The sequence below is a fragment of the bacterium SCSIO 12696 genome, assembly GCA_024397955.1.
Lineage (GTDB): Bacteria > Pseudomonadota > Gammaproteobacteria > Pseudomonadales > Porticoccaceae > SCSIO-12696.
Window position 1 is genome coordinate 853,717 of record CP073744.1, and the last position, 22,924, is coordinate 876,640.

At 50.8% G+C, this 22,924-nt stretch carries 19 protein-coding genes; 13 read left to right on the forward strand and 6 right to left on the reverse strand.

Annotation, left to right across the window (positions count from 1 at the left end):
- Nucleotides 1-34: 34 nt before the first annotated feature.
- From KFE80_03935 to KFE80_03960, 6 genes are read right to left on the reverse strand one after another with little or no spacing between them, the layout of a single operon-like run.
- Complete coding sequence (locus tag KFE80_03935; protein UTW46054.1) at nucleotides 35-4,501, reverse strand: EAL domain-containing protein; 4,467 nt, start codon at nucleotides 4,499-4,501, stop codon at nucleotides 35-37.
- A 49-nt stretch (nucleotides 4,502-4,550) separates the two neighbouring features.
- Nucleotides 4,551-5,504: a hypothetical protein gene (locus KFE80_03940; GenBank protein ID UTW46055.1), complete on the reverse strand. Its 954-nt coding sequence runs from the start codon at nucleotides 5,502-5,504 to the stop codon at nucleotides 4,551-4,553.
- A 50-nt stretch (nucleotides 5,505-5,554) separates the two neighbouring features.
- The gene (locus tag KFE80_03945) at nucleotides 5,555-7,684 is read right to left on the reverse strand and encodes a TonB-dependent receptor (protein ID UTW46056.1); all 2,130 of its coding nucleotides are present in this window, start codon (nucleotides 7,682-7,684) and stop codon (nucleotides 5,555-5,557) included.
- A gap of 9 nt (nucleotides 7,685-7,693) precedes the next feature.
- On the reverse strand, nucleotides 7,694-8,494 hold the full coding sequence (locus tag KFE80_03950) for a hypothetical protein (protein UTW46057.1): 801 nt from the start codon (nucleotides 8,492-8,494) through the stop codon (nucleotides 7,694-7,696).
- Nucleotides 8,494-9,321, reverse strand: a complete 828-nt coding sequence (locus tag KFE80_03955) for a citryl-CoA lyase (protein ID UTW46058.1) — start codon at nucleotides 9,319-9,321, stop codon at nucleotides 8,494-8,496. The genes KFE80_03950 and KFE80_03955 overlap by 1 nt, the downstream gene beginning before the upstream one ends.
- A gap of 2 nt (nucleotides 9,322-9,323) precedes the next feature.
- A complete protein-coding gene (locus KFE80_03960; protein ID UTW46618.1) occupies nucleotides 9,324-11,069 on the reverse strand; it encodes a thiamine pyrophosphate-binding protein in 1,746 nt (581 codons plus the stop codon).
- Nucleotides 11,070-11,341: 272 nt separating this feature from the next.
- Here KFE80_03960 and KFE80_03965 point away from each other — a divergent pair, with 272 nt between their 5' ends.
- The 13 genes from KFE80_03965 to nth all read left to right on the forward strand — a co-directional run bounded on the left by KFE80_03965 (nucleotide 11,342) and on the right by nth (nucleotide 22,922).
- The gene (locus KFE80_03965; protein UTW46059.1) at nucleotides 11,342-12,100 is read left to right on the forward strand and encodes an MFS transporter; all 759 of its coding nucleotides are present in this window, start codon (nucleotides 11,342-11,344) and stop codon (nucleotides 12,098-12,100) included.
- Complete coding sequence (locus tag KFE80_03970; GenBank protein ID UTW46060.1) at nucleotides 12,100-12,399, forward strand: YciI family protein; 300 nt, start codon at nucleotides 12,100-12,102, stop codon at nucleotides 12,397-12,399. The genes KFE80_03965 and KFE80_03970 overlap by 1 nt, the downstream gene beginning before the upstream one ends.
- Before the next feature lie 43 nt (nucleotides 12,400-12,442).
- On the forward strand, nucleotides 12,443-13,117 hold the full coding sequence (locus KFE80_03975; GenBank protein ID UTW46061.1) for a TIGR04211 family SH3 domain-containing protein: 675 nt from the start codon (nucleotides 12,443-12,445) through the stop codon (nucleotides 13,115-13,117).
- Nucleotides 13,118-13,125: 8 nt separating this feature from the next.
- Nucleotides 13,126-13,758, forward strand: a complete 633-nt coding sequence (locus KFE80_03980; protein ID UTW46062.1) for a peptidylprolyl isomerase — start codon at nucleotides 13,126-13,128, stop codon at nucleotides 13,756-13,758.
- Nucleotides 13,755-14,510, forward strand: coding sequence for a pyridoxine 5'-phosphate synthase (locus KFE80_03985; GenBank protein UTW46063.1), 756 nt, complete (start codon nucleotides 13,755-13,757; stop codon nucleotides 14,508-14,510). Before KFE80_03980 ends, KFE80_03985 begins: the two co-directional genes overlap by 4 nt.
- Before the next feature lie 58 nt (nucleotides 14,511-14,568).
- The gene (locus KFE80_03990; GenBank protein ID UTW46064.1) at nucleotides 14,569-14,988 is read left to right on the forward strand and encodes a CBS domain-containing protein; all 420 of its coding nucleotides are present in this window, start codon (nucleotides 14,569-14,571) and stop codon (nucleotides 14,986-14,988) included.
- 21 nt (nucleotides 14,989-15,009) lie between these two features.
- Nucleotides 15,010-15,807 carry a class I SAM-dependent methyltransferase gene (locus KFE80_03995; protein UTW46065.1) on the forward strand — a complete coding sequence of 266 codons (798 nt, stop codon included), beginning with the start codon at nucleotides 15,010-15,012 and terminating at the stop codon, nucleotides 15,805-15,807.
- Entirely contained in the window at nucleotides 15,800-16,705 is a 906-nt protein-coding gene (locus tag KFE80_04000) for a DUF2520 domain-containing protein (GenBank protein UTW46066.1), read from the forward strand. The genes KFE80_03995 and KFE80_04000 overlap by 8 nt, the downstream gene beginning before the upstream one ends.
- A complete protein-coding gene (locus tag KFE80_04005) occupies nucleotides 16,698-17,459 on the forward strand; it encodes an RNA methyltransferase (GenBank protein UTW46067.1) in 762 nt (253 codons plus the stop codon). Before KFE80_04000 ends, KFE80_04005 begins: the two co-directional genes overlap by 8 nt.
- A 134-nt stretch (nucleotides 17,460-17,593) precedes the next feature.
- A complete protein-coding gene (gene map / locus KFE80_04010; GenBank protein ID UTW46068.1) occupies nucleotides 17,594-18,364 on the forward strand; it encodes a type I methionyl aminopeptidase in 771 nt (256 codons plus the stop codon).
- On the forward strand, nucleotides 18,364-21,003 hold the full coding sequence (gene glnD, locus KFE80_04015; GenBank protein ID UTW46069.1) for a [protein-PII] uridylyltransferase: 2,640 nt from the start codon (nucleotides 18,364-18,366) through the stop codon (nucleotides 21,001-21,003). Before map ends, glnD begins: the two co-directional genes overlap by 1 nt.
- 51 nt (nucleotides 21,004-21,054) lie before the next feature.
- On the forward strand, nucleotides 21,055-22,269 hold the full coding sequence (gene dapC, locus KFE80_04020; GenBank protein UTW46070.1) for a succinyldiaminopimelate transaminase: 1,215 nt from the start codon (nucleotides 21,055-21,057) through the stop codon (nucleotides 22,267-22,269).
- On the forward strand, nucleotides 22,269-22,922 hold the full coding sequence (nth, locus tag KFE80_04025; GenBank protein ID UTW46071.1) for an endonuclease III: 654 nt from the start codon (nucleotides 22,269-22,271) through the stop codon (nucleotides 22,920-22,922). Before dapC ends, nth begins: the two co-directional genes overlap by 1 nt.
- Nucleotides 22,923-22,924 lie beyond the last annotated feature (2 nt).

Genomic DNA, 22,924 nt, shown 5'->3' on the forward strand with positions numbered 1-22,924 from the left:
AAGGGCGCACAGTGTATAGAAATCCCCAGCGATGTCACGCCTGCGGAGTTTCCGCCTCTGGCTGCCTATTCAACGTCGGCAAAAATTGCTCGCTCAGCTGTTCAGCGGGAATCGCTTTACTGAACAAATAGCCCTGCAGCAAATTGCAACCCAACTCTTGCAGGATCCCCTGCTGCTCTTCTGTTTCCACGCCTTCGGCAACCGTTTCCAAACCCAGGTTATCTGCCAGAGCAATAATCCCGGCGACAATAGCGCGGCCAGATTTGTCATTCTCATCAAGGTCATTGATAAACACCCGGTCAATCTTCAACGTATCAACGGGTAAATGTTTGAGGTAGTTAAAGGAAGAATAACCGCTGCCAAAATCATCGATGGCCAAGGTAATGCCAGTGGCTTTGATGTCATTGAGACTGTCGATAATGTGATGCTGTTCTTCCAACAGCATGCTTTCCGTAATCTCCAACTCCAATAAGCTGGGAGGCACCTTAAATTCTTTCAAGGTAGATTCTATACGTGCTTGCAATCCTTCTGCCTGCACTTCACGGCCGGAAATATTTACCGCTACTTTCAATTCAGAACCCTGCAAACACCACTCGCGAATTTGCTTACAGGCCGCTCGCAGCACCCAGTCCCCAAGCTCTGCAATTAACCCGGATTCCTCCGCCAGAGGAATAAATTTATCTGGCATGAGTAAACCGCGCTGCGGATGTTGCCAGCGCACCAGGGCTTCTGCAGAACGAAGTTGCCCTGTCTGGGCATCAACTTTTGGCTGGTAGTACAGCCGCAAATGATCCTGCTCCAAAGCCTGGCGCAGCTCTCGCTCCAGTTCCAGGCGGCGATACACCTCGTCTTCCATGCCCTGCTCGTAAAAACAATAGCTGTTGCCCTTTTCCTTGGCGCGAAACATTGCGGAGTCAGCGTGTTTTATCAGCGCACCCACATCTTCACCATCTGCTGGCGACAGAGAAATCCCCACACTGGTGGTTATAAACATTTTTTGCTGCAGGAATACAAAGGGTTCGCTGAGGCTATCGCAAATTTTCTGAGCCACCATGGCTGCCACATTGGCGTTGTGCAGCCCTTCCAATACTACCGTAAATTCATCACCGCCCAAGCGAGCGACAAAGTCTTGCTCGCGCAAACAACGACGTATTCGATCAGCCACTGCTTTCAGTAATAGATCCCCAGCATCGTGCCCCAAAGAATCGTTGATCATTTTGAAACGATCCAAATCAAGGAACAACACGGCCACCATTTCACCGTTCAATAACGCTCGGTTAATCATTGGCCTCAGCTGTTGCATCAAGCTGGCCCGGTTTGGCAGGCCAGTCAATGGGTCGTGATAAGCCATCTTTTTAACGTGTTGTTCGGCTTTACTGGCTTGCAACAAGCGTGCTACGCGCTGGCGCATCACTGAAAAATGAATGGGCTTGGGGATGTAGTCACTGGCACCGGCGGTAAACGCCTTGACAATGGATTTCTCATCTTCGAGGCCGGTGATCATCAAAATCGGAATGTCGGTGCCATTGGGCAAGTCGCGAATCTGCTCACAGGCTTGAAAACCATCGATCTCTGGCATTAGGGCATCAATCAAAATAAGGTCTGGCATATTACGGCGGCAAATAGCAACAGCGTGTTCACCATTGCTGGCCTCATCAATGCTGTAGTCATCCGCTTCCAGAGCATTGCGCAGCGCCATGCGCATGGATCGGTCGTCATCGGCAATAAGCACACTGTAGCCTGCCCCGGCCCGCTTCACCTTTTGAACACTGCTTTCTTCATCGCTGAGCTGCTGTTCCAGAGCACGGCTCAGCTCGCGGTAAGCAGCGATCAACTGAGCCACCTGGCTATCAATATCTTCCAGCTGACTGTTAGTCGCCACTTCTTCAATATGCCGACTTAAGGCAACAAGCCGATCCGCACCAAAGTTAGAGGCGCTGCCTTTGAGCATATGCGCCAGCTCTTTAACTTGCTTGTCGTCACGGTCGGCCGCTGCGTGTTTCAGGGACTGCAGATAAACTGGTGTATCCTCCAAAAACGCCTTAATCATAGAGTCCACGACTTCGCCGACACTGTGACGCAACTCATCCATAACCGCCAAATCCAGAGTCACATCCATTGATGGCTGGCCGGCTGCTTTCACAGGCACAGCTGTACTTTGTTTGTGCTGACTGCCAAACCACTCTTTTAATGTCGCTTGCAAATCCTTTAAACGCAGTGGTTTGGGCAAGAAGTCATCCATACCAGCCTCTCGGCAACGCTCTTCCTCGCCTTCGCTGGTATTGGCAGTCATAGCGATAATAGGCAGAGCATTTTTACCGTCTTCAAGGCGACGTATGCGAGCAGTTGCCTCATAGCCATCCATCACTGGCATTTGGCAATCCATGAACACTAAGTCCGGCTGATTGCGCACCACAATATTCAGTGCCTGCTCACCACTTTCAGCCATCAGCACTTCACAGCCCAAACGCTCCAACATACCAACAGCAACCTGTTGATTGGCACGATTATCATCGGCAACCAGTACTTTTTTACCAAAGTATTCCAGCAGCTTTTCTGACGCAGCCGACGAATCTGAAGGTACCTGAGTAACACCAGCCAAATTGCGCAAGGTTTCATAAAGTACGCCAGTGCGCAGGGGCTTGGTCAATTGAATGACAGCGTCCGGATAAAGCGCTTCGTACTCACTCCAGGGATTGACCAAAACCACCAAAGTCATTTGGCTTGATGACGGTTCGTCGCTGAGCAGCTTGATAAAATCCAGTGCTTTAATGCCAGCCAGCTCTTCGTCCATCACCAACACATGAAACGGCTGCGTACTGATCAAGCTCTCACGCACCGCATCAAGAGCACCCATGCCATTTTGCAATGCTGTGTGCTGCACTCCCCATGCGCCAAAGCGAGTAGCAAGGAACTCTTTAACCGCATTACTGCTATTCACCGAGAGTACTCGCAAGTTACTAAACTCTTTGGGTAATTTTTTACTCGAGTTCGGCTTGCTAATAATCTCCTGTTCACTCAGTGGCACCGTAAAGGTGAAGGTACTGCCCTCTCCCAACGTACTTGTCAAAGACATGTGGCCGCCCATTAAACTGACAATGCGCCGACTGATTGCCAGTCCAAGGCCGGTACCACCATACTCACGAGTCGTTGATGAGTCCGCCTGGGTAAATGCATCAAAGATACGTTCCTGGGCTTCAGGGGCAATACCAATACCGGTGTCCTTGACATCGAATCGCAATGTTTGCCCGCGGTCGGTTCGAGATGATTCAACGCTGAGCCAAACCGATACTTCTCCTTGTTGCGTAAATTTGATGGCGTTACCGATCAGGTTAATCAACACCTGCCGCATACGGGTGCTGTCTACCTGAATGTGCTGAGGCGCATCAACAGAACATACGTAACTCAACTCTACCTGGCGTTTTACGGCCGAATTGCATAGCAAACCAACGACCTCATCCAGAAGGTCCTCGACAAATACATCTTCCTTGTTAAGTACTACTGCATTGGATTCAACCTTGGAAAAGTCCAGCACATCATCAATCAAGCTCAATAAGATCTCACCGGATGATTTAGCAGTTTCTACATACTCTTCCTGCTTAGGCGACAACCCCATGGTCATCAGCAAATCCAGCATGCCTAAAATGGCATTCATCGGTGTGCGCAACTCGTGACTGACGTTAGCAGCAAACTCACCCTTTACGCGTGCCGACTCCAAAGCCGCATCTTTTGCTTGCAACAACTCCAGTTCGCGCTTTTCCAACACCGCCATCATGGTGTTAAAGGCGTGCTGCATATCCACAATGTCTTTGGGGCCGGACATATGGGCGCGTAGCTGTTTTTCACCATCTTCCGCTCTGCGCATCAAGCCAGACAAATACTCTAAAGGCTTGGTTAACTTACTGGCCAACCCCAACAGGGCAAACAGCAATAAAATAGCCACACTGAGAGAGGCCAAGGTGTTGTTTCGCAATATATCGCGAAACATGGTATCCAAAAGGCTTTTGTCAACCACCAACACAACATAACCAATATGCTCTATGGTGGGATCAACACCAAACTCTTCCATGGAACTGTCTTCGCTGTATACCGGCGCAGCAAAGTGCCAGTAATCGCCTTCTTCGCGAAGTAATTGAGCATCGTCAGAAAGAGTGGAAAAATTATAGGGCAGCAGTAAATTGCTGTTTTGCTTACTTTCATAAAGTTTGCCCTGACGATCATATATCGATGCAGCTTCGACATTTTCAAAATCGAGCAACAGATCAATGGCATCGGAGGCAAACTGACGTGTTGAAGATAACAGCGCAAAATCCGCCTGACGAGCAAACGTCGCTGTAAGCTGAGAGCTCTGCTCCAGCAACTTTCCACGAATGGTATCTGTGGCAGTTTTGGATACTGCCAGGGAAGTCACCAGTGCCAGTATTAACATACCGACAAAAACAGCCCAAATTAGCTGCCTGCGAAAATCCAGTTTCTGAAAAATTGATTCAGAATCAGACAAAATAGCACCAGTTACTTTTTTCTATTAAATACGTTGCTACCGAGAGGTTTCAGTCTCGATAGGTAAAGTCGATACTCTTTCTTACATCGCCATCAAGGTCGAGACCATAGTGGCGACTTTTCTTTTGGTTAACCCATAGCTTTACGCGATTCAACGGCAGCACTTCAACAGCTTTACCATCAAGACGCTGGCTGACCATATCAGATAATTGTTGCCCCATACCCTGCCAGTCTGGCAGTAGCACAAACGGAAACAACTCAATGTCTTTCGATGAAATCGTGTAATGGAAAGGGATAACAGGCTGTCCCCAACTGTCTTTGATCAGATTTTCTTTAATGGCGTTATCAAATTTAGTGCCAAACAATACCCAGATAGCACGGCGACTCTGATCAGCAGTGGCTAGAGACTGTTCTATTGCCTGCTGGGTTTCTTTACTGTGGTTACTCGGGTGAGCGGTTACGACAACCTGCCTGCTACTGGCTGACTCCTCTGTTTGCGCAAGAGCCATTTGATGTTTTTTGGGGTCATAAACCAAGTGTAGCGCTTTTACATCCGGCGCTAATTGGCTGAGATAGCGCAAAACAACCGAGCTAGACGGCTGCAAGACAACTCCACCCACCCCATCCAGAGGTACAGACGCAACTGCGCCCATAACAACCGGGTAGTGATCACTGACAGCAGTCGCAGCTTGCCTGCCTGAACTTCCCAAAACAACAACTGCATCGACCCCGTCTGACCGCAGATCGTTCAATAAACGTTCTTGTGAATAGCCACCTTTTAACGAATATTCTCTAACTTTGCCGTCAAAATCATTTTTGACGCCCTTGATGATGTCTTTAAAAATGGGGGGAACACCCCTCTTCCCTGCCACTGAAATAATAGCCAGCGTTGGCTCATCAGCGAGCGCTGTTGTTGGAAAAAAAACAACAGTCAGCGACAGAATAAGCAGTTGGAGAAATCGTTTCCCGTACAACATAGTTTCCCGACTAAGATTAAATACCACTTTTCATCCATGAATGGATTTATTATTTTCAGTGAATCAAACGCTCAACATCATTGCCCAAACTGATAACGGAATTCTGCAAATACAGCCCGACCCGCAAGAGGTAAATCATTAGGAATAAGCGCAGGCAAAGGAATCGGGGCACTGACATCACCACCCGGCGATGGCTCGCGAGCATCATCATCAAAAAGGTTCTTCACAATCAAAGCGACTTCCCAGCTTTGGTCACTGGGTTGATAACTCAGTTTTGAATCTACTATTAAGTAATCGTCCAACTCTGGGCGCACATCCACGGCTACACGATCACGGCCCGCAACCCAATTGACCTGTAAATTCCAGTGCCAATCAGAGGCCAGCTGCCAATCCGAACGCAGATAGAGTTGGGTGCTCGGTGCATTTCCCGATGAAGTACCAGTGCGCTCGTCGGTGCTATCCTGCCAGGAGAAGTTGCCTGATAGTGTGAGGCGATCAGAAGCTTCCCATTCGGCATTCAGCTCCAGACCGTAGCCTGTTTGTTCACCCGCATTTTGAGCGCGGCGGCCGGCAGGGTCTGGCTCAAACAGGATGATATCGTCCCACTTATAGAAAAACAGGTTGGCATCCAGATGTAAATTTAACATCGGCTTATAGTCAAAAGCCACTTCATAGCTTTTCAATTCTTCCGGCATTAAGTCGGGATTGCCTAAGATAGATGGGTTATTAATCGCTCTGGTTTGAGCAAAAGAAGGGGCTCGAAATGCCTCACCGTAAAGGAACTTTGTCGTTAGATTATGGCTAGTCGACCATACTAAAGCCAAACGCGGGTTTACCGTACTGCCAAAATCTGAATAATCATCGTAACGAAGGCCAGCTGTTAACTCCCAATCGTTATCCAGATGCCAAATATCCTGGATAAAGAGATATTTGTTTGTGCGGGCACCTTCGGTAATAAAGGCTAGGGGAGTATCACTCACATCAACTACAGAAGTGTCTGGCTGCAATGGAACAATGACGGGGAACTGGCCAACAAGGGTCTGGGTGAAATTTCGCTCATCTCTAGCGCGAAAAAGATCCCCTAAATAGTAACCCGATCCGATGCGAATCTCGTGGTCTTTAATAGCAGTATAAAGTGCAGAGGCATCAATATGAAAATGATGTTCAAACACTTCGGGATTACCAATAATGCCATTGGGAAACGGAAATGGAGAAGGGCCTCCAGTTGACCCCGCAGGGAATAGAAAAATATCCTGCTCCACTTCCTGAGTCGTTGAACGATAACTGGTCGACGCTTCCAACTGCCAGCTTTCTGAAAACTCAGGCTGCTTATAACCAAGGGAAACACTGTAGCGGTCGCTACTTACTAAACCATTAGGATCAAGTGCTTGAGCAGCGCCGACGCCAGTTTGCCCCTCCCTGCGCTGATAGCCTGCCTGAAATCGCCAAAACTCCCAACCAACGTCTGCCCGAAAGTCATAAGCTTCTCGACCTACATTCACTGACCCAGGCGCTAGACTTAGGGAAGTGCCACCAACAAAGTCAAGAATGGATTGAGCATCTGCTTCAACAGCTTCGCGCTGGCCGTTGGTATCTTCATACTCAAGACTAAACAGATATTTAAAGTTACCATTAGTATGGCCATAAGATATCCAAGCCTCAGTGGTATCAAAGCTCCCTGCCCGAGCGCCGGTTCGTAGACCTTGAGCCTCATCACCTTGTTTGGTGACAATATTAATAACACCAGCAAAAGCATCCGCACCGTAAACAGCAGAGCCCGGACCCCGAATGATTTCGATTCTTGAGATATTTTCAACAGGCATCCCCCCCCAAGCCAAATGCCTGTCACCTTGAAACAAACTTTTGAAAGGAACGCCGTTAACCAGCATCAGTACTTGAGGATTCAACGAAGAGTAAATACCTCGAAATACATAAATTGGGTTATAACCGAGGGCATCTCTGGCCACATGCAAACCTGGGACTGTTTCCAGTACGTCATCCAAATCAGTAGCACCAATTGCATGTATATCAGACTGAGTAATCACAGTAGCTACAGCAGGTGCTTTTGATATCGGCTTGTCATAGCCGGTAGCAATACTAATTAAATCTTCGTCACCAAACTCCGAAAAAAAGTCTTCATTGTCTTCAGCAAATGCCATAACAGGCATCAGCATTCCCAAAATGTGCGCGATACAGTGAAATTTCACTTTTTCCTCCTACCAATTTCTGCGTCCTTGGCCTTTATAAGAAATTCTATTACACGACAGCGGGAAGAAGCTGCCTTGGGGCTTTTGAAGAGCATCCACATAACATGGAAACATACCTCCAACAAACGACAACCAGGAAAACATATAGAAGTTGCGCATTCCTACTCCCATATCAGCAGCAAGCGCCGACACTAAAGCTGCAGCATTCATCCCCAACTTATATCGGCTACTAGAGAGTATTTCTTCAGTTTTAAATGCAAACTTTACATGCAAGCCATCATCAAAACCGAGATCCCGTGCAACTTTCATCAACGGCCCTACCCGTTCATCCACTTCAACAACCGGTCGGCCAAAACCGGGGACACAGCGCTCTTTTTTCATCCAGGAAAATACAAACTCCTCGGCACACTCTCCTTGTTCGGTGGCTTTCACTCCTTGAGCCAGGTAATCATATGCCTTGAGTATTGGACGATGTCCAAACACCTTGGCTTCTGTGACTGCATTTGCCGCCGCAATTGCCAGCGTGGCGGTTGATCTCGCTGTTCCGGCAAGGGCGGCCACACGGTTATTCCAAAGCCTTGGATCAGGGAAACTGCTACCAAAAATCATCATGCTTTCGAGCATCTTGAGCTCACGCTGGTCAAACTCTCTGCCGGATATTCCATAGAAAACCAACTTCGTCCAGCTGACATGCTCACCGTACTCGAACAGATCCTTTCCGCGAAAAACCACTCGCTGCCCAGGAAACCATGCACCCATGTCGGTTTCCCAAAAATCTTCACAAGCTTGCAATTGCTCAGAACCTGACATCACTCACTACGCTTTTGTTTTGGGTCGTCATTCAATATCAAACCGCTGCCAAAAAACGGATATCGCTTCCAGCCGGATTTTTCTTGTTCAAGGGAATGAGCCGCTGCCCCTGGGAGTCGCAACAGCAAATACAACATTTCTGATTCATCAGGATTAAAACCAGCATCCAGAAAAGCGGCAGCGGCAACCATCACCATTGAATACGGACTGCCGACTTGATTTTCAAGTACAGATTGCTGCTCGCAAATCCAGGACAAGCAACTGCCAGAAGCCCCCAGTGTTGCCAAGTAATTCAGGGTTTGCTGGACCGGCCTGGAGCAACTGTTACCATATGGATCAAACCCCGGCGCATGCTCCAATTCATGCCAGACATCCGCATCTTGGGTGGAAAAATGCTCTGCTGCTCTCGCCCAATTATTCAAACTCTGCTTACAGTACTTTAAATACTTGGACGCCCAATAAACTTCGCGTCCACCACCCAAATTGCCAGCCCCCACAGCCAGGGCAGCCATCAAAGCCGAGGCATGAGTAGATCCGCCAACCCCTGCGTTCATAGCCGCGCGAACAGAGTGATCTCGTGGCCCTGGATTAGCCAGCGCCACTGCCAACCCTTCCAACAATGCGCATTGCTGTTTAGTCGGCTTTTCAAGCTTAAAGAGAAGATAAAGGTATTCCACCCAAGTAGCTTTACCGAGCAAATCCCCATAAACGTCATAGCCGGAGCAATAACAAGCTTTTGCAGCAAAGGGGTTATCGTCTTCTGGAATTTCTTCCCATATTCGAGTGGTTATGGTTTCTTTCTTATTATTATCGCTATCTTTGGCCATCGTTAACTTGTTATGGATTCTATTCGCAAACCAATTGGAGGGATTTCGCTTTTATCGATACGCACATCCAGAATCGTAGGTTGACCTTGTGTGCAAATTTTATCTATATCCAGATTGAGCAAATCTTGAGGCGAGTGCACCACATAGCCGTCTCCACCCAAAGAACGGGCCATAGTGGCAAAGTTTGCCGGCGGTATATCTACGCCTATTTGCTCGGCACCAGATAGCTGCTGACCATGGCGCACCATGCCAAAACCGGAGTCATTTAAAACTACAAAAATAACTGGCAATTTTTCTTGTACTGCAACGGTAAATTCCTGGCCACTCATCAACAGGCTGCCATCGCCGGTTATACACACCACCGGACTTTCAGGGCGTGCCAACGCAGCACCCACCGCACTGCCGATCGCCCAACCCATGGACGCAAACTCCAAACAGGCTCGGAAAAGTCCGCCATGAGCATCACGCTTACCACAAATACGTCGATCAAACGGGTGTAAGTAGTGTGTCGCCCAGGCAAAACTGGCCCCGGTATCCGCCAGGTAACGAGTATTGGCAGGGAATAAATTGGGCAGTTCAGCCATCAATCGTTGCGGTTTGATGGGGGAGCTGTTTGCAGAGCACTTTTGGGGCTCTAACAGCGTAAAGTGGCGTTCTGGCAGTGCTGTTTGCTGTGTAGCATCTGTTACGGCTTCTTCAGGGGCAACCGATTTAAGTATCAACCTTGGTTCCGATTCCAAGCGTTCCACAATACGTTCAAATACGCATTCCAGTCGGCCACGAACATGAAGTTTGGCCATTGGCGAACGAGTCAGATTGGTTTCAACAGACTCCACATGCACCAAACGGTTGTTTAACAACAAAGTTTCATCCCAACCGCTGGAGGCCCATTCACTCAAGCTGGAGCCAACCGCAACCACCAGATCAACCTCGTCATCCTGTAGTACCTCTTTGGCACTGACATGGCCAGCAAAACCAACAACACCACGAAACAACGGGTGGTAAGGGCTTACCAGGCCCTTGCCATGAGGTGTGGTGATAATTTGTGCATCCAACTTGACCGCTATGGACAACAGGCTGCCTATGGCCTCACTGGCTTCATCCCCCACCAACAGCACGGGCCTTTTGGCAGTGACCAGTTCTTCGTAAAAGGCGTCGACCGCCTTATCGTCCACGTAAGACGGCTTTTCCAGCAAACCAGCCAAATCAAAACTGGGCTTTGAAACCCCGCTGGTAGCCCGCATCACATCCAGGGGCACACTCAGGTGAACCGGCCCTGCAGGAGACTGAAACGCGGTCATCACGGCTGCCGCCAGCTTATGCTCAAACTGATCTACATGAGAAACCAGGGAGTTATAACGAGTGCAGTGCTCAAACAGACCGACCGTATTGACACCGGTGCAGGAAGATTCCTGAAATGCACCACGGCCAAACGTCGACAGTGCCGTCTGCGCGGTGATAACCAACATGGGAATATTATTTTCAAAGGCGGAGGCAATACCGGTAATCAGGTTTGTTGCCCCTGGGCCAGTGGTGGCACAACACACACCCAGTTTGCCGGTATTGCGGGCATAACCATCTGCCATAAACGCAGCACCAGTCTCATGGCGAGCCACGATCGAGCGAGGCCCGCCATTACGGCCACTGCGGGCCAGCGCATTATAGAATGGCTCAATGGCACCACCGGGGATACCAAATACATAGTCGACATCCAGTTGTTGCAGGTATTGAATCAAGAGGTCACCCAGCTCAATTCCCTGACCCGCCACATGACGCCGACTATCTATCTGTATAACATCCACAGCAAGACCCCTAAATTTCTTTTTATTCAATAAGTTATGGCTTTTTCTTCACAATCCATTTTCACTTTCGTCATTATCAGCGTATTTATTGGTAAAATTCAACCTCTTTTTTCATACTAATTTATTAGGTGACCCGGTTAACAGCCCCACTAACAACCCTATAGACTCCACCAAAACTAAAGCTACAATAGCCGCCTTTACCAAGTCGTGACAGCCCCATGAACAACACACCATCAGCGCCCCCGGCAAGACACAGTCTGCTGGCAAACCTGGCCTTTAATATTCTGATTCCCACCCTGATTTTGACCAAGCTCAGCGGTGAGAACTACGAACTTCTGGGCATTAATTTGGCGCTTGGCACCCGGTGGGCTCTTGTCGTCGCTCTGGCGTTTCCATTGATATATGGCGCTCGCGATTTGGCACAGAGCGGCAAGGTCAATATTTTCTCCGTACTGGGCATTTTCAGTGTCTTGGTTAACGGTGGCGTGGGCCTGCTGGAAGGAGACCGGCATATCATCATTATCAAAGAAGCAGCTATCCCAGCATTGATTGGCATAGCCGCCCTGCTGTCTTTAAAAACTCGCTTTCCACTGATTAAAACCCTGCTGTTCAACGACCAAGTCATCAACACCAGTAAAGTTGACAGTGCATTGCAGGAGCAGAACAGTCAGCAGCGCTTTGACGCGCATTTGGTTAAAGGCACCTACATGCTGTTTGCCACCATGATGCTGTCTGCACTGCTCAACTACCTGTTGGCAGACTATATGATCGTTGCTCAATCCGGCACCGAAGAATTTAATGCCCAGGTGGGCAAATTTATGGGATTGCAATTGCCTGTTATTGGTATCCCCATTGCCATTGCCACCACCGCTATCCTGTTTTATTTATTTCGTGGTGTTACCCAGCTGACAGGTCTATCTCTGGAAGACATTATCGTCACCCCCACAGGCAACAGCCCCAAAGAGGAAAACAACTGATGTGGTACGCAATTATTAGTGAAGACGTTGCCAATAGCCTGGAGAAACGTTTGCCCGCGAGGCCAGCTCACATTGAGAGACTCAAAGAACTGCAACAACAGGGACGGCTATTAGTTGCCGGGCCAAACCCTGCCATCGACAGTGAAGATCCGGGGGAAGCAGGATTTACCGGCAGCCTCGTGATTGCTGAATTCGACTCACTGAACAGCGCCCAAAGTTGGGCAGACAACGACCCTTATGTGGAAGCCGGCGTTTACCAACGAGTGACGGTCAAACCCTTTAAAAAAGTCCTCCCCTAAAGCGGATGCGACAATTAACAGAACAGGTTCAATGGAAAAACAGATGAAACACGCCCTCACCAGTCTGTTACTGGTTACTCTTTGTACTCTGGCCCAGATTCAGGATGCCCAGGCAACAACCCGCTATATCACCGATGAGTTTCGCGCCGACCTGCGCAGCATTCCCAGCAACCGCGGTAAAATCATCAATTACCTTCGCGCAGGCACTCAACTGACCGTATTGGAAGAGAATGAAGACGGCTGGACCCATATACGCACAAGCCGCGGCACGGAAGGCTGGCTGCGCAGCTCATACCTGGTGGAACAGCAAGTGGCCAAAGCCCTGATTGGCCAGGTGGAACAGCAGCGCCAACAATTGCAGTCCCAGCAAGGTGAGCTGAAACAGGAGCTGCAACGAAAAGACACTCAAATTAATGAACTGCAGGGCCAGTTGGCGCAAGTGGAAGACCGCAGCCGTCAGGTGCAGCAAGAGCTGAACGAAATCAAAACCATCTCCGCCAATCATATCGCCCTCAACAATCAAAACCAGCAATTACTGAAAGCCAAGAGCGAACTGGAGAGTGAACTGGACTCACTTAAGGCCATGAATGACCAGTTGGAGAATGATCAGCGCTACCGCTGGTTTCTGTACGGTGCCCTGGCAGTGTGCTTGGGAGCCGTATTGGCGATTCTTGTTCCTCAGTTAAAGCGCAAACGGCGCTACTCTGAGTGGGGTTAACCACCCTAATGTCGGGGCTTCTAAAGCAACACAGCATCTGCAAGCACTTGCATTTCTGTCTGTTATTAACGGTCTGGCTGATCTTCTCACCCAGCCAGGCCGAGCCAATAGCCTCTAAGCCCGAACACCAACCCAGCTCTATTGCAATTATTGAAACCAACCTGGGCAACATCACCATTGCTCTGAACAGTACAGCCGCCCCCATCACTACCGCCAACTTTATCAACTACGCCAACAGCTATTTTTACGATGGCCTGATTTTCCATCGGGTGGTCAAAGACTTTATGATTCAAACCGGTGGCTACTGGTTCGATTACCGTGTAAAGGAGCCCACAGGCGAAACCATCATCAATGAATCCGCCAATGGCCTGAAAAATCGTCGCGGCAGCGTCGCCATGGCTCGCTATCAGGATCCGGACAGCGCCCGCGCGCAGTTTTTTATCAACCTGACCGATAACAGCCATCTCGATGCAACAGACAAGGATCTGGGTTACACCGTATTTGGTCAAGTGATCTCTGGAATGGATGTGGCAGACAAAATAGGTGCACTGCCGATTCAGGCAGTCACTCCAGCTCTGACTCACGTGCCCATAGAAACTGTACAAATCCAACACATTGCTATCGAGGAAGCCGCACCATGACCACCGCCCTCAGCGTCAACCTTAATAAAGTGGCTCTGCTGCGAAACTCCCGGGATGGCGACTACCCCAGCGTGGTAGAGCACGCTAAAGTCTGCATAACCGCTGGCGCCAACGGTATTACGGTACACCCCCGACCAGACCAACGGCATATCCGACCACAGGACGCCCACGACCTGTCGGCTTTGCTCAAACAACACCCGGAGCTGGAGTTCAATATTGAGGGCAACCCATTTGCGGGCCCGAATGCCAATGGCTACCCGGGATTTATCGAGCTGGTCACTGCACTTCGTCCGCACCAGGCAACACTGGTGCCCGACAGTGACGACCAGCTGACTTCCGATCATGGCTTTAACTTACGTACTGCTGGCGACAGCCTGAAGCCAATTATTGATTCGCTAAAACAACAGGGTATTCGAGTCAGCCTGTTTATGGATCCAGACCTGGAGCAAATATCATTGGCAAAAGCCATTGGTGCCGACCGCATAGAACTGTATACAGGTCCCTATGCCGCCGCTTGGAACAGGCCAGAACTTGAAGCCATCTTTCAACAACATCATCGAGCCGCGCAGCATGCTGGCGACATCGGCCTTGGCGTCAATGCCGGGCACGATCTCAATCTGGACAACTTGGGCAAATATGCCACCATTCCCGACTTACTGGAGGTATCCATTGGCCACGCATTGACGGTAGACTCTCTGGCTATGGGGATGGCCAGTGCCGTAAAAGCCTACCGCGAAGTGTTACAGCAATAGGCGCTCGCCTGAAGTATGCTTTCACCATAAAAATCACTAACAAACAGAGGGTACAACCATGCAATCCCTGCGCGTAAAAGATTATATGGAGATGGACAGCCACTCAATTCCCGCCACACTCAATGTGGCTGAAGCAGTGGACGTACTGATTAACGACCACCTCAGTGGGGCGCCTGTGGTGGACAGCAATCACAAATTGGTGGGGTTTCTATCGGAAAAAGACTGTATCCGTCACCTGATTAACAGCTCTTATTACCGTGACGGCTCACCGTCTGTACAGGAAATCATGGTGCACGACATTATCTCTGTAAGCCCCGATACCAGTATCCTGGAAATCGCCGAGGTCATGCTGGAGCACGCCCCTAAGATTTATCCGGTGTGCGACAACGGCAAGTTGGTTGGCATTATCCAACGCCACCATGTATTAAAAGCGTTGCGCAAAGACGAAAATGGCTTGTCGCTGGATGCACAAAACTGACAGTTGCATTAAGGCCTGACTTTGCACATCAAACGACTGCACCTGATCGAGATTGAAGATCAGCACTGGTGCCCAAAGCCCATACGCAATGGCATAACCGACATTCTGCGCTTTAACCTGAACACGGGGAAAATCTACCATCCGATTATTCCCCTGTTTTTGAAGGTTTTGGAAAAAACCGGGTCAACTCAAGTGATAGACCTGTGCTCTGGCGGCGGCGGCCCCTGGCCCAGCCTGTTAAAAGCACTGCCGGAAGAGCGCGACTTGCACCTACACTTTACCGACAAATACCCTAACGTAGACACCCTGAACGATGTGAAGCGTCAGTTCAGTGAGCGGGTAACCGTTCATAGCACCAGCAACGATGCCACCGACTTGTCGCTGGAGCACAAAGGCCTGCGCACACTGTTCACCTCATTTCATCACTTCACGCCAGAGAGTGCTCGCCTTATTCTCAACGATGCTGTGAAGAAAAATCAGCCCATTGCTATTTTCGAATTTACCCACCGTAGCCCATTGGCTTTACTGCTGATGCTGTTCGCGTTTATCGCTGTGTTCTTTGTGGCCCCATTCGCCAAACCGTTTCGGTGGTCACGCTTGGTCTTTACCTATCTGATTCCACTGCTGCCGCTGATCGGCACGTTCGATGGCATCGTTTCCTGTCTGCGCACCTACACTCACGCAGAAATGAATGCAATGATCGATTCACTGGGTGCAGACCATTACCACTGGGAAACCGGGGAACACAAGTCCGGCGGTCCGGTGCCCATCACCTATTTAATGGGTTATCCGAAAGATCAAGCAGCAAGCCATGGCTAACCCCATCCCAACCATCAACATTATCGGCGCAGGCCGCCTGGGCAAAAGCCTGGCAAAGCTGTGGCACAGCAAAGGCCTGGTCAAAATTGCCAGAGTATGTAATCGCTCCCGAGAAAGCGCCCAGGAGGCAACCCACTTTATCGGCGCAGGAACAGCCGCCGATAACCTGGCCACTTTGCCACCAGCAACGCTGTGGCTAGTTGCAACTGCTGACGGCGAAATCGAAGCCGTCGCCAAACAGCTGGCAAGCCATAATATCGTGACCCGGGGCGACGTGGTGTTTCACTGCAGTGGTTCGCTGTCATCGGGTTGCCTTACCTCTTTAAGGAATCAAGGCGCACATACGGCAAGTGTTCACCCTATTCACAGCTTTGCCGATCCGCAAACAACCCAGCAAACGTTTGCCGGCACACACTGTGCCTGCGAAGGCGATGAAGACGCGTTAAGGCGCATAACACCGCTGTTCGAGCGCATTGGTGGCAACACATTCACATTGGCCAGCAGCACTCGCAAAGCGCTTTACCACAGCGCTACAGTAATGGCCTGCAACTACCTGGTGACATTGCAAGAGTCGGCTTTGAGCATGCTGCAACAAGCAGGGATTGAGCGGAAAAAGGGGCTTGAATTATTGGCCCCCATTGTCCGCCAAACCGCAGACAATATAGCGACTAAGGGAACCGTATCCGCCCTCACAGGCCCGTTGGCCCGGGGAGACAGCAACACTATTCGCCAGCACATCGCCGCCATGCAGCAATTTTCACCGGAACAGCTGGGCCTTTATCAACAGCTGGGCAAGCACACATTGTCACTGGCACAACAACAAGGCAGCGCCAGCATCGAACAATTGCAGATTATTGAGCAACTGCTGTCGGCCACTGCAGAGGTCGATCATGAGTGATCGCAATTACCAGCATCGCAAGCGCTTTTTCGACAACTTGCTAACCATTTATGGCCGCAAGCCAGTACTGGAAGCACTGCGTTCACCGGAGCTCACTATCTACCGGTTACACCTGGCAGACAGTAATCGCCAAGAGGGCACCCTCAAAGACATCATCCAGCTGGCACAGCGACGGGATGTTGAAGTGATCTATCACAGCCGCAAGGAGCTGGCCCGGATTTCGCGCAACGGCAAGCAAGATCAAGGGGTGGCAGCGGACTTACAGTGTCACAACTATCGGCATTATCGGGAGTTTTTGCAGCAACCATCGCAACATCCCTTCCGGCTGATCGCCTTGGACGGTATTACCAATCCCCAAAACCTGGGGATGATTATTCGTTCGGTGTGCGCCAGTGGCTGCGATGGCCTGCTGCTGCCGCAGAAGGGTTGTGCAAGCTTGTCACCACTGGTGATCAAAGCCAGTGTGGGCACTCTTTTTCAGTGCCCCATTTTGCGCTGTGAGCAGTTGACCGAAGCACTGGGTGAATTTCAGCAACAGGGAGCCGAAGTTTGTACTCTGTCATCTCACAGCGATCAGTCCTTACAGCAGTTTCAACCACAGGGCTCAGTAATCTATGTACTGGGCAACGAAACCGACGGCGTATCCAACGCTGTGATGGAGCGCAGTGACACCCAACTGTGCATTCCCATGCACAACGGCGTGGAATCTCTCAACGTAGCAGTAACCGCTGCACTGGTGGCATTTAAGCCCTGACTGAGATGCTGAAAAATCACCGTTGTGTTGGCCTCTCTGTACTCGGACAACTGATAACACGACAAATTTTGCACACCCATTCAGCAATAATTTCCGCTACACTACCCGGCTTTACCAAATTGCGTTAAACAGCCATGGCAATCTCCCTGAAAACCCCTGAACAAATTGAAAAAATGCGAGTCGCTGGCCGCTTGGCAGCTGAGGTGCTGGATATGATTGGGCCCCATGTAGTGCCCGGCGTTAGCACTGAAGAGCTGGATCGTATTTGTCACGATTACATCGTCAACGAACAGCAGGCAATACCGGCACCGCTGAACTACAAGGGTTTTCCCAAGTCCATCTGTACGTCCATCAATCAGGTGGTCTGCCACGGCATTCCCAGCCCGGCGAAAAAGCTCAAAAGCGGCGATATCATCAATATCGATATCACCGTCATTAAAGACGGCTGGTACGGCGATACCAGCAAGATGTTCCTGGTGGGTAAAGTCGCAGAGCACGCCAGCCGCTTGGTTCAAGTGACTCAGGAGTGCCTTTACAAAGCCATTGATATCGTCAAGCCCGGCACCACTCTGGGAGATATTGGCCACGTTATCCAGCAACACGCAGAAAAGAACTACTACTCGGTGGTGCGGGATTTTTGCGGTCACGGTATTGGCGATCAATTTCACGAAGACCCCCAGGTTGTCCACTACGGCAAACCGGGCACTGGCCTGGTACTTCAGGAAGGCATGACCTTTACCATTGAGCCGATGATCAATGCCGGCAGCCACCACACCAAAATCAAGCCCGACGGCTGGACCGCAGTTACCCGGGACGGCCGCCTGTCTGCCCAGTGGGAACACACCATGGCAGTGACCGCCAGTGGCGTTGAAGTACTGACCGCCCGTGGAGAAGAATCCCTGTAATGTCCGAGCGGCTATTGCAGCTTGAACCACCCTCCAAGTCGCTGACCAGTAGTGCACTGCTACCGCTGTTAAGCACCGAATTACAACGCTATCGGGTCCAGCAAGAACAACAGTTTCAAGAAGGCGCTGATATCCGCGCGCTAGTTAATGAGCGAGCGCAATTCTTTGACCAGTTGCTCACCCTGATCTGGCAACAAATCGGGTTTGATGAACAGTTTAGCCTGATTGCCATTGGGGGGTACGGCCGCGGCGAGTTACACCCCCACTCCGATATCGACCTGCTGATTCTTCACAACAACGACAGTGACAGCATCTACAAAGACGCCATTGAGACATTTCTGCAGTTGCTGTGGGATTTGCGCCTCAACGTAGGCCATAGCGTGCGCACACTGTCCCAGTGTGTCGAGGAAGCCCGCAAAGACATTGCCGTCGCCACCAGCCTGATGGAAGTACGCACCATTGTCGGCGATGACCGAGATCGTCAAACCCTGTTGGAAGCGATTGCCCCGGACAAAATCTGGTCAGCTGCTGACTTTTTTATCGCCAAGCAAAATGAGCAAAGCGCACGCCACCAACGCCATGGCATCAACGAGTACGATCTGGAGCCCAACGTCAAAAAATCCCCCGGTGGCCTCCGCGACATCCAGACATTGATGTGGGTTGCCAAGCGCTATTACAAAGTCGATAACCGCGACCAGTTGCGCAACAAAGCGCTGTTCAGTGACCGGGAGTTCAGCCAGCTTCAACAAGGAGAGGAGCTGTTATGGCGAGTGCGTTTCGGGCTACATACCCTGTCTGGTAGACCTCAGGAAGTACTGCACTTTGACCTGCAACGACAATTGGCTGAACAGTTTGGTTATCAAGACAACGAACGCCTGGCGGTAGAACAGTTTATGCAGGATTACTACCGCACGGTTATGCAACTGCGATTGGTTAACGAAGTTGTTATGCGCCATTTGCAAGAAACCATTGTCGATGGTGAAGACCAAAAAACCATCACCCCCATCAATCAGCATTTTCAAATGCGGGGCAAACTGCTGGAGACCACTCACAAGCGGGTATTCAGCGAATACCCTTCCGGCTTGCTGGAAATTTTTCTCCACTGGATGGCAGGAGACGCCAAAGGCATTCGCCCCACCACCATTCGCCAGATCCAGGCTCACTGCCACCTGATTGACGACAACTTTCGCTGCCAGGAAAACAACCAACGCCTGTTCCTTGAGCTATTTCGCCAGCCGCACCGGCTCTCCACCGCCTTGCAGCGCATGACCCGCTATGGCGTGTTGGGCAACTACCTGCCGGAGTTCGGCCAGATTATCGGGCAGATGCAGCACGATCTTTTCCACATTTACCCTGTGGATGTGCACACACTGCAGGTGGTCAAAAACATTCGCCGCTTGGGGCGCAGCAAAGCCGCCAAACTGTTTCCCTTGGCTGCGGAGTTGTATCAGCGTACGGAAGGCAAGGAGTGGCTTCTGATTACTGCCCTCTACCACGATATCGGCAAGGGCCGAGGCGGTAATCACTCCCTGCTTGGTGCGGTGGATATGCGTGAATTCGGGCTGCAGCACCGGTTGCCGGAGGATATCACCGAGATGATGGTGTGGCTGGTGGAGAATCACCTGTTGATGTCACGCACCTCGCAGAAAGAAGACATTTCTGATCCCGAAGTCATTAACAAGTTTGCCAATCGTGTAAAAAACCAACGCTACCTGGATGCTCTCTATGTGCTCACCGTAGCTGACGTGAACGCCACCAACCCGGATTTGTGGAATAGCTGGAAGGCGAGCCTGATGAACCAGCTTTACCATGAGGCCAGCCAGGCGTTAGCCAGGGGCAGCGAAGACACACTGAACCAAAGCCAACGTATAGAAGACAACCGTCGCCTTGCCCTGCAAAAGCTCGACGGCAAAGTGGATAACAAGCAGGTGCAAACACTGTGGGAAAATTTGGGGGACGACTACTTTCTCCGTGAAAACGCAGACGATATAGCCTGGCACACAGAAGCCATTGCCCAATACGACAACCAGCAACCTATGGTGTTAATAAAATCTGTGGCCAGTACGGCTGCGGAAGGGGTTACGCAAATTTTCATTCGCCTCAAAGATCAAGATAACTCCTTTGCCGCCATGGCAGCGGCACTGGATCAACTGGGCCTGAACATTCAAGGGGCCCAGCTCTACAACTCAGCAGACGGCTATACCCTCGATACCTTTTACGTACTGGACAACAACGACCAGCCAATCACCACAGATCCCCAACACTACCGCACCATTCGCAACGCCATTGTTCACGAATTGCAATTGCTGGATCGCTATTCCGACATCGTCAGCCGTCGAACCTCTCGCCGCCTGAAACAGTTTCCGGTGGCCACCACTACCCAGCTGTCCCAGCACAGCAGTGGTGACTACAGTATTCTGGAGGTGACCACCGCAGACCGCTCCGGTCTACTGGCATTGATCGGCCGTATTTTTGTGGAATTTGGTATCCGTGTGCAAAATGCCAAAATCAGCACTCTAGGAGAGCGCGTAGAAGACCTTTTTTACATCAGTGACCGGGACAACCAGCCGATTACTGATCCAAAGTTGGGCGAAAACTTGCAGCAAGCTATTCGCCAACGCATTGACTCCCAAATTTAACCGACAGCCACAGATTGGCCGCGGCGCAGTGCGTATTACAGGAACGTCTTTATGAACCCGAATTTAAACCAGTTACAACCCTACCCTTTTGAGCGCTTGGCCGCACTCAAAGCAGGTGTGGAAGCACCAAAAGAGGCAACCCCTATTGCCCTGTCTATCGGCGAGCCCAAACACTCGGCGCCGGAATTGGCGGTGAATGCCCTCAAAAACTCACTGGCCGGGCTTGGCAATTACCCGGCAACCCGTGGCACTGCAGAGCTGAGAGGTGCTATAGGCCGGTGGCTGTGCACGCGCTTTGCGCTAAAAGGCATCAACCAAAATCAGATTTTGCCGGTTAATGGCACCCGCGAAGCCCTTTTCGCCTTTGCCCAAGCGGTGGTGGATCGACACCAGTCAGAACCGCTGGTGGTTATGCCTAACCCGTTTTACCAAATTTACGAGGGCGCTGCACTGCTGGCGGGAGCACAACCCTACTTCGTCAATTGCGACCAGCAAAGCGGGTTTATTCCCGACTTTTCCCAAGTGGATGAATCCGTCTGGCAGCGCTGCCAATTACTCTACCTGTGCACCCCCGGCAACCCCACCGGAGCGGTGATGTCACTGCAACAACTGCAAGACCTGATTGCCCTCGCCGACCAATACGACTTTGTGATTGCCAGCGACGAATGTTATTCGGAAATCTACCTGGATGAGCAGCAACCGCCCGCAGGGATATTGCAGGCCTGTGCCGAGCTCGGACGCCACGACTACCATCGCTGCATAGCCTTTCAAAGTCTGTCCAAGCGCTCCAATCTACCGGGGCTGCGTTCTGGGTTTGTGGCCGGTGACCAAAATTTGATTGAGCGCTTTTTGCTGTACCGCACCTATCACGGCTGCGCCATGTCGCTGCCGGTACAGCAAGCCAGCATTGCCGCCTGGAGTGATGAACAACACGTGATCGATAACCGGGCTCTCTATCGGGAGAAGTTTGATGCCGTACTGCCTTTGCTGGAAGACAGGCTAACCACTCGGCGCCCCCAAGGCGGCTTTTTTCTGTGGTCAAAAGTGCCAGCGACAACAGCTGGACTCGACGATCAGCAATTTGCCCGGCAACTGTTTGAACACACCGGCATCACCGTGTTGCCCGGCTCCTTCCTGGCGCGGGATACGGTTGATGGCAACCCCGGGCGGGGCTGGCTGCGCATTGCGTTGGTGGCACCACTGCAAGAATGCTGTAGCGCCGCCAAACAAATTGCGGCTTTTGTCGACCACATTAAGGAAGGCTAATGCTCAAGCAACAGCGCGTTGACTACATTCTCGAAGAACTGGATCGCCTTTACCCGGAACAACCGGTGCCGCTGGATCACACCGACCCCTACACATTGCTGGTGGCGGTATTGCTGTCTGCCCAGTGTACTGATGAGCGGGTTAATCAGGTGACGCCAACTTTGTTTGCTCGAGCCGACAACCCGACAGATATGGCCAAAGTGCCGGTGGATGATATCTATCAGATTATTCGCCCCTGCGGTCTGGCACCGCAAAAATCCAAGGCCATCGCCAAACTGTCGCAAATTCTGCTGGATAAATACGACGGCGAAGTTCCCCAGGATATGGACGCTCTGGAATCCCTTCCCGGGGTTGGCCACAAGACCGCCAGCGTGGTGATGTCACAAGCGTTTGGGGTTCCCGCTTTTCCGGTAGATACTCATATACATCGCCTGGCACAACGCTGGGGGCTGACCAATGGCAAAAGCGTGACACAAACAGAAAAGGACCTGAAACGCCTGTTTCCTAGAGAGCGTTGGAATGCCCTGCATTTGCAGATTATTTTCTACGGCCGCGAATACTGCACCGCACGGGGTTGTGACGGCACCGTGTGCCCTATGTGCCGCACTTGTTATCCGAACCGTAAAAGCCCAAAAAAAACCAAAAAGGCTTAGCA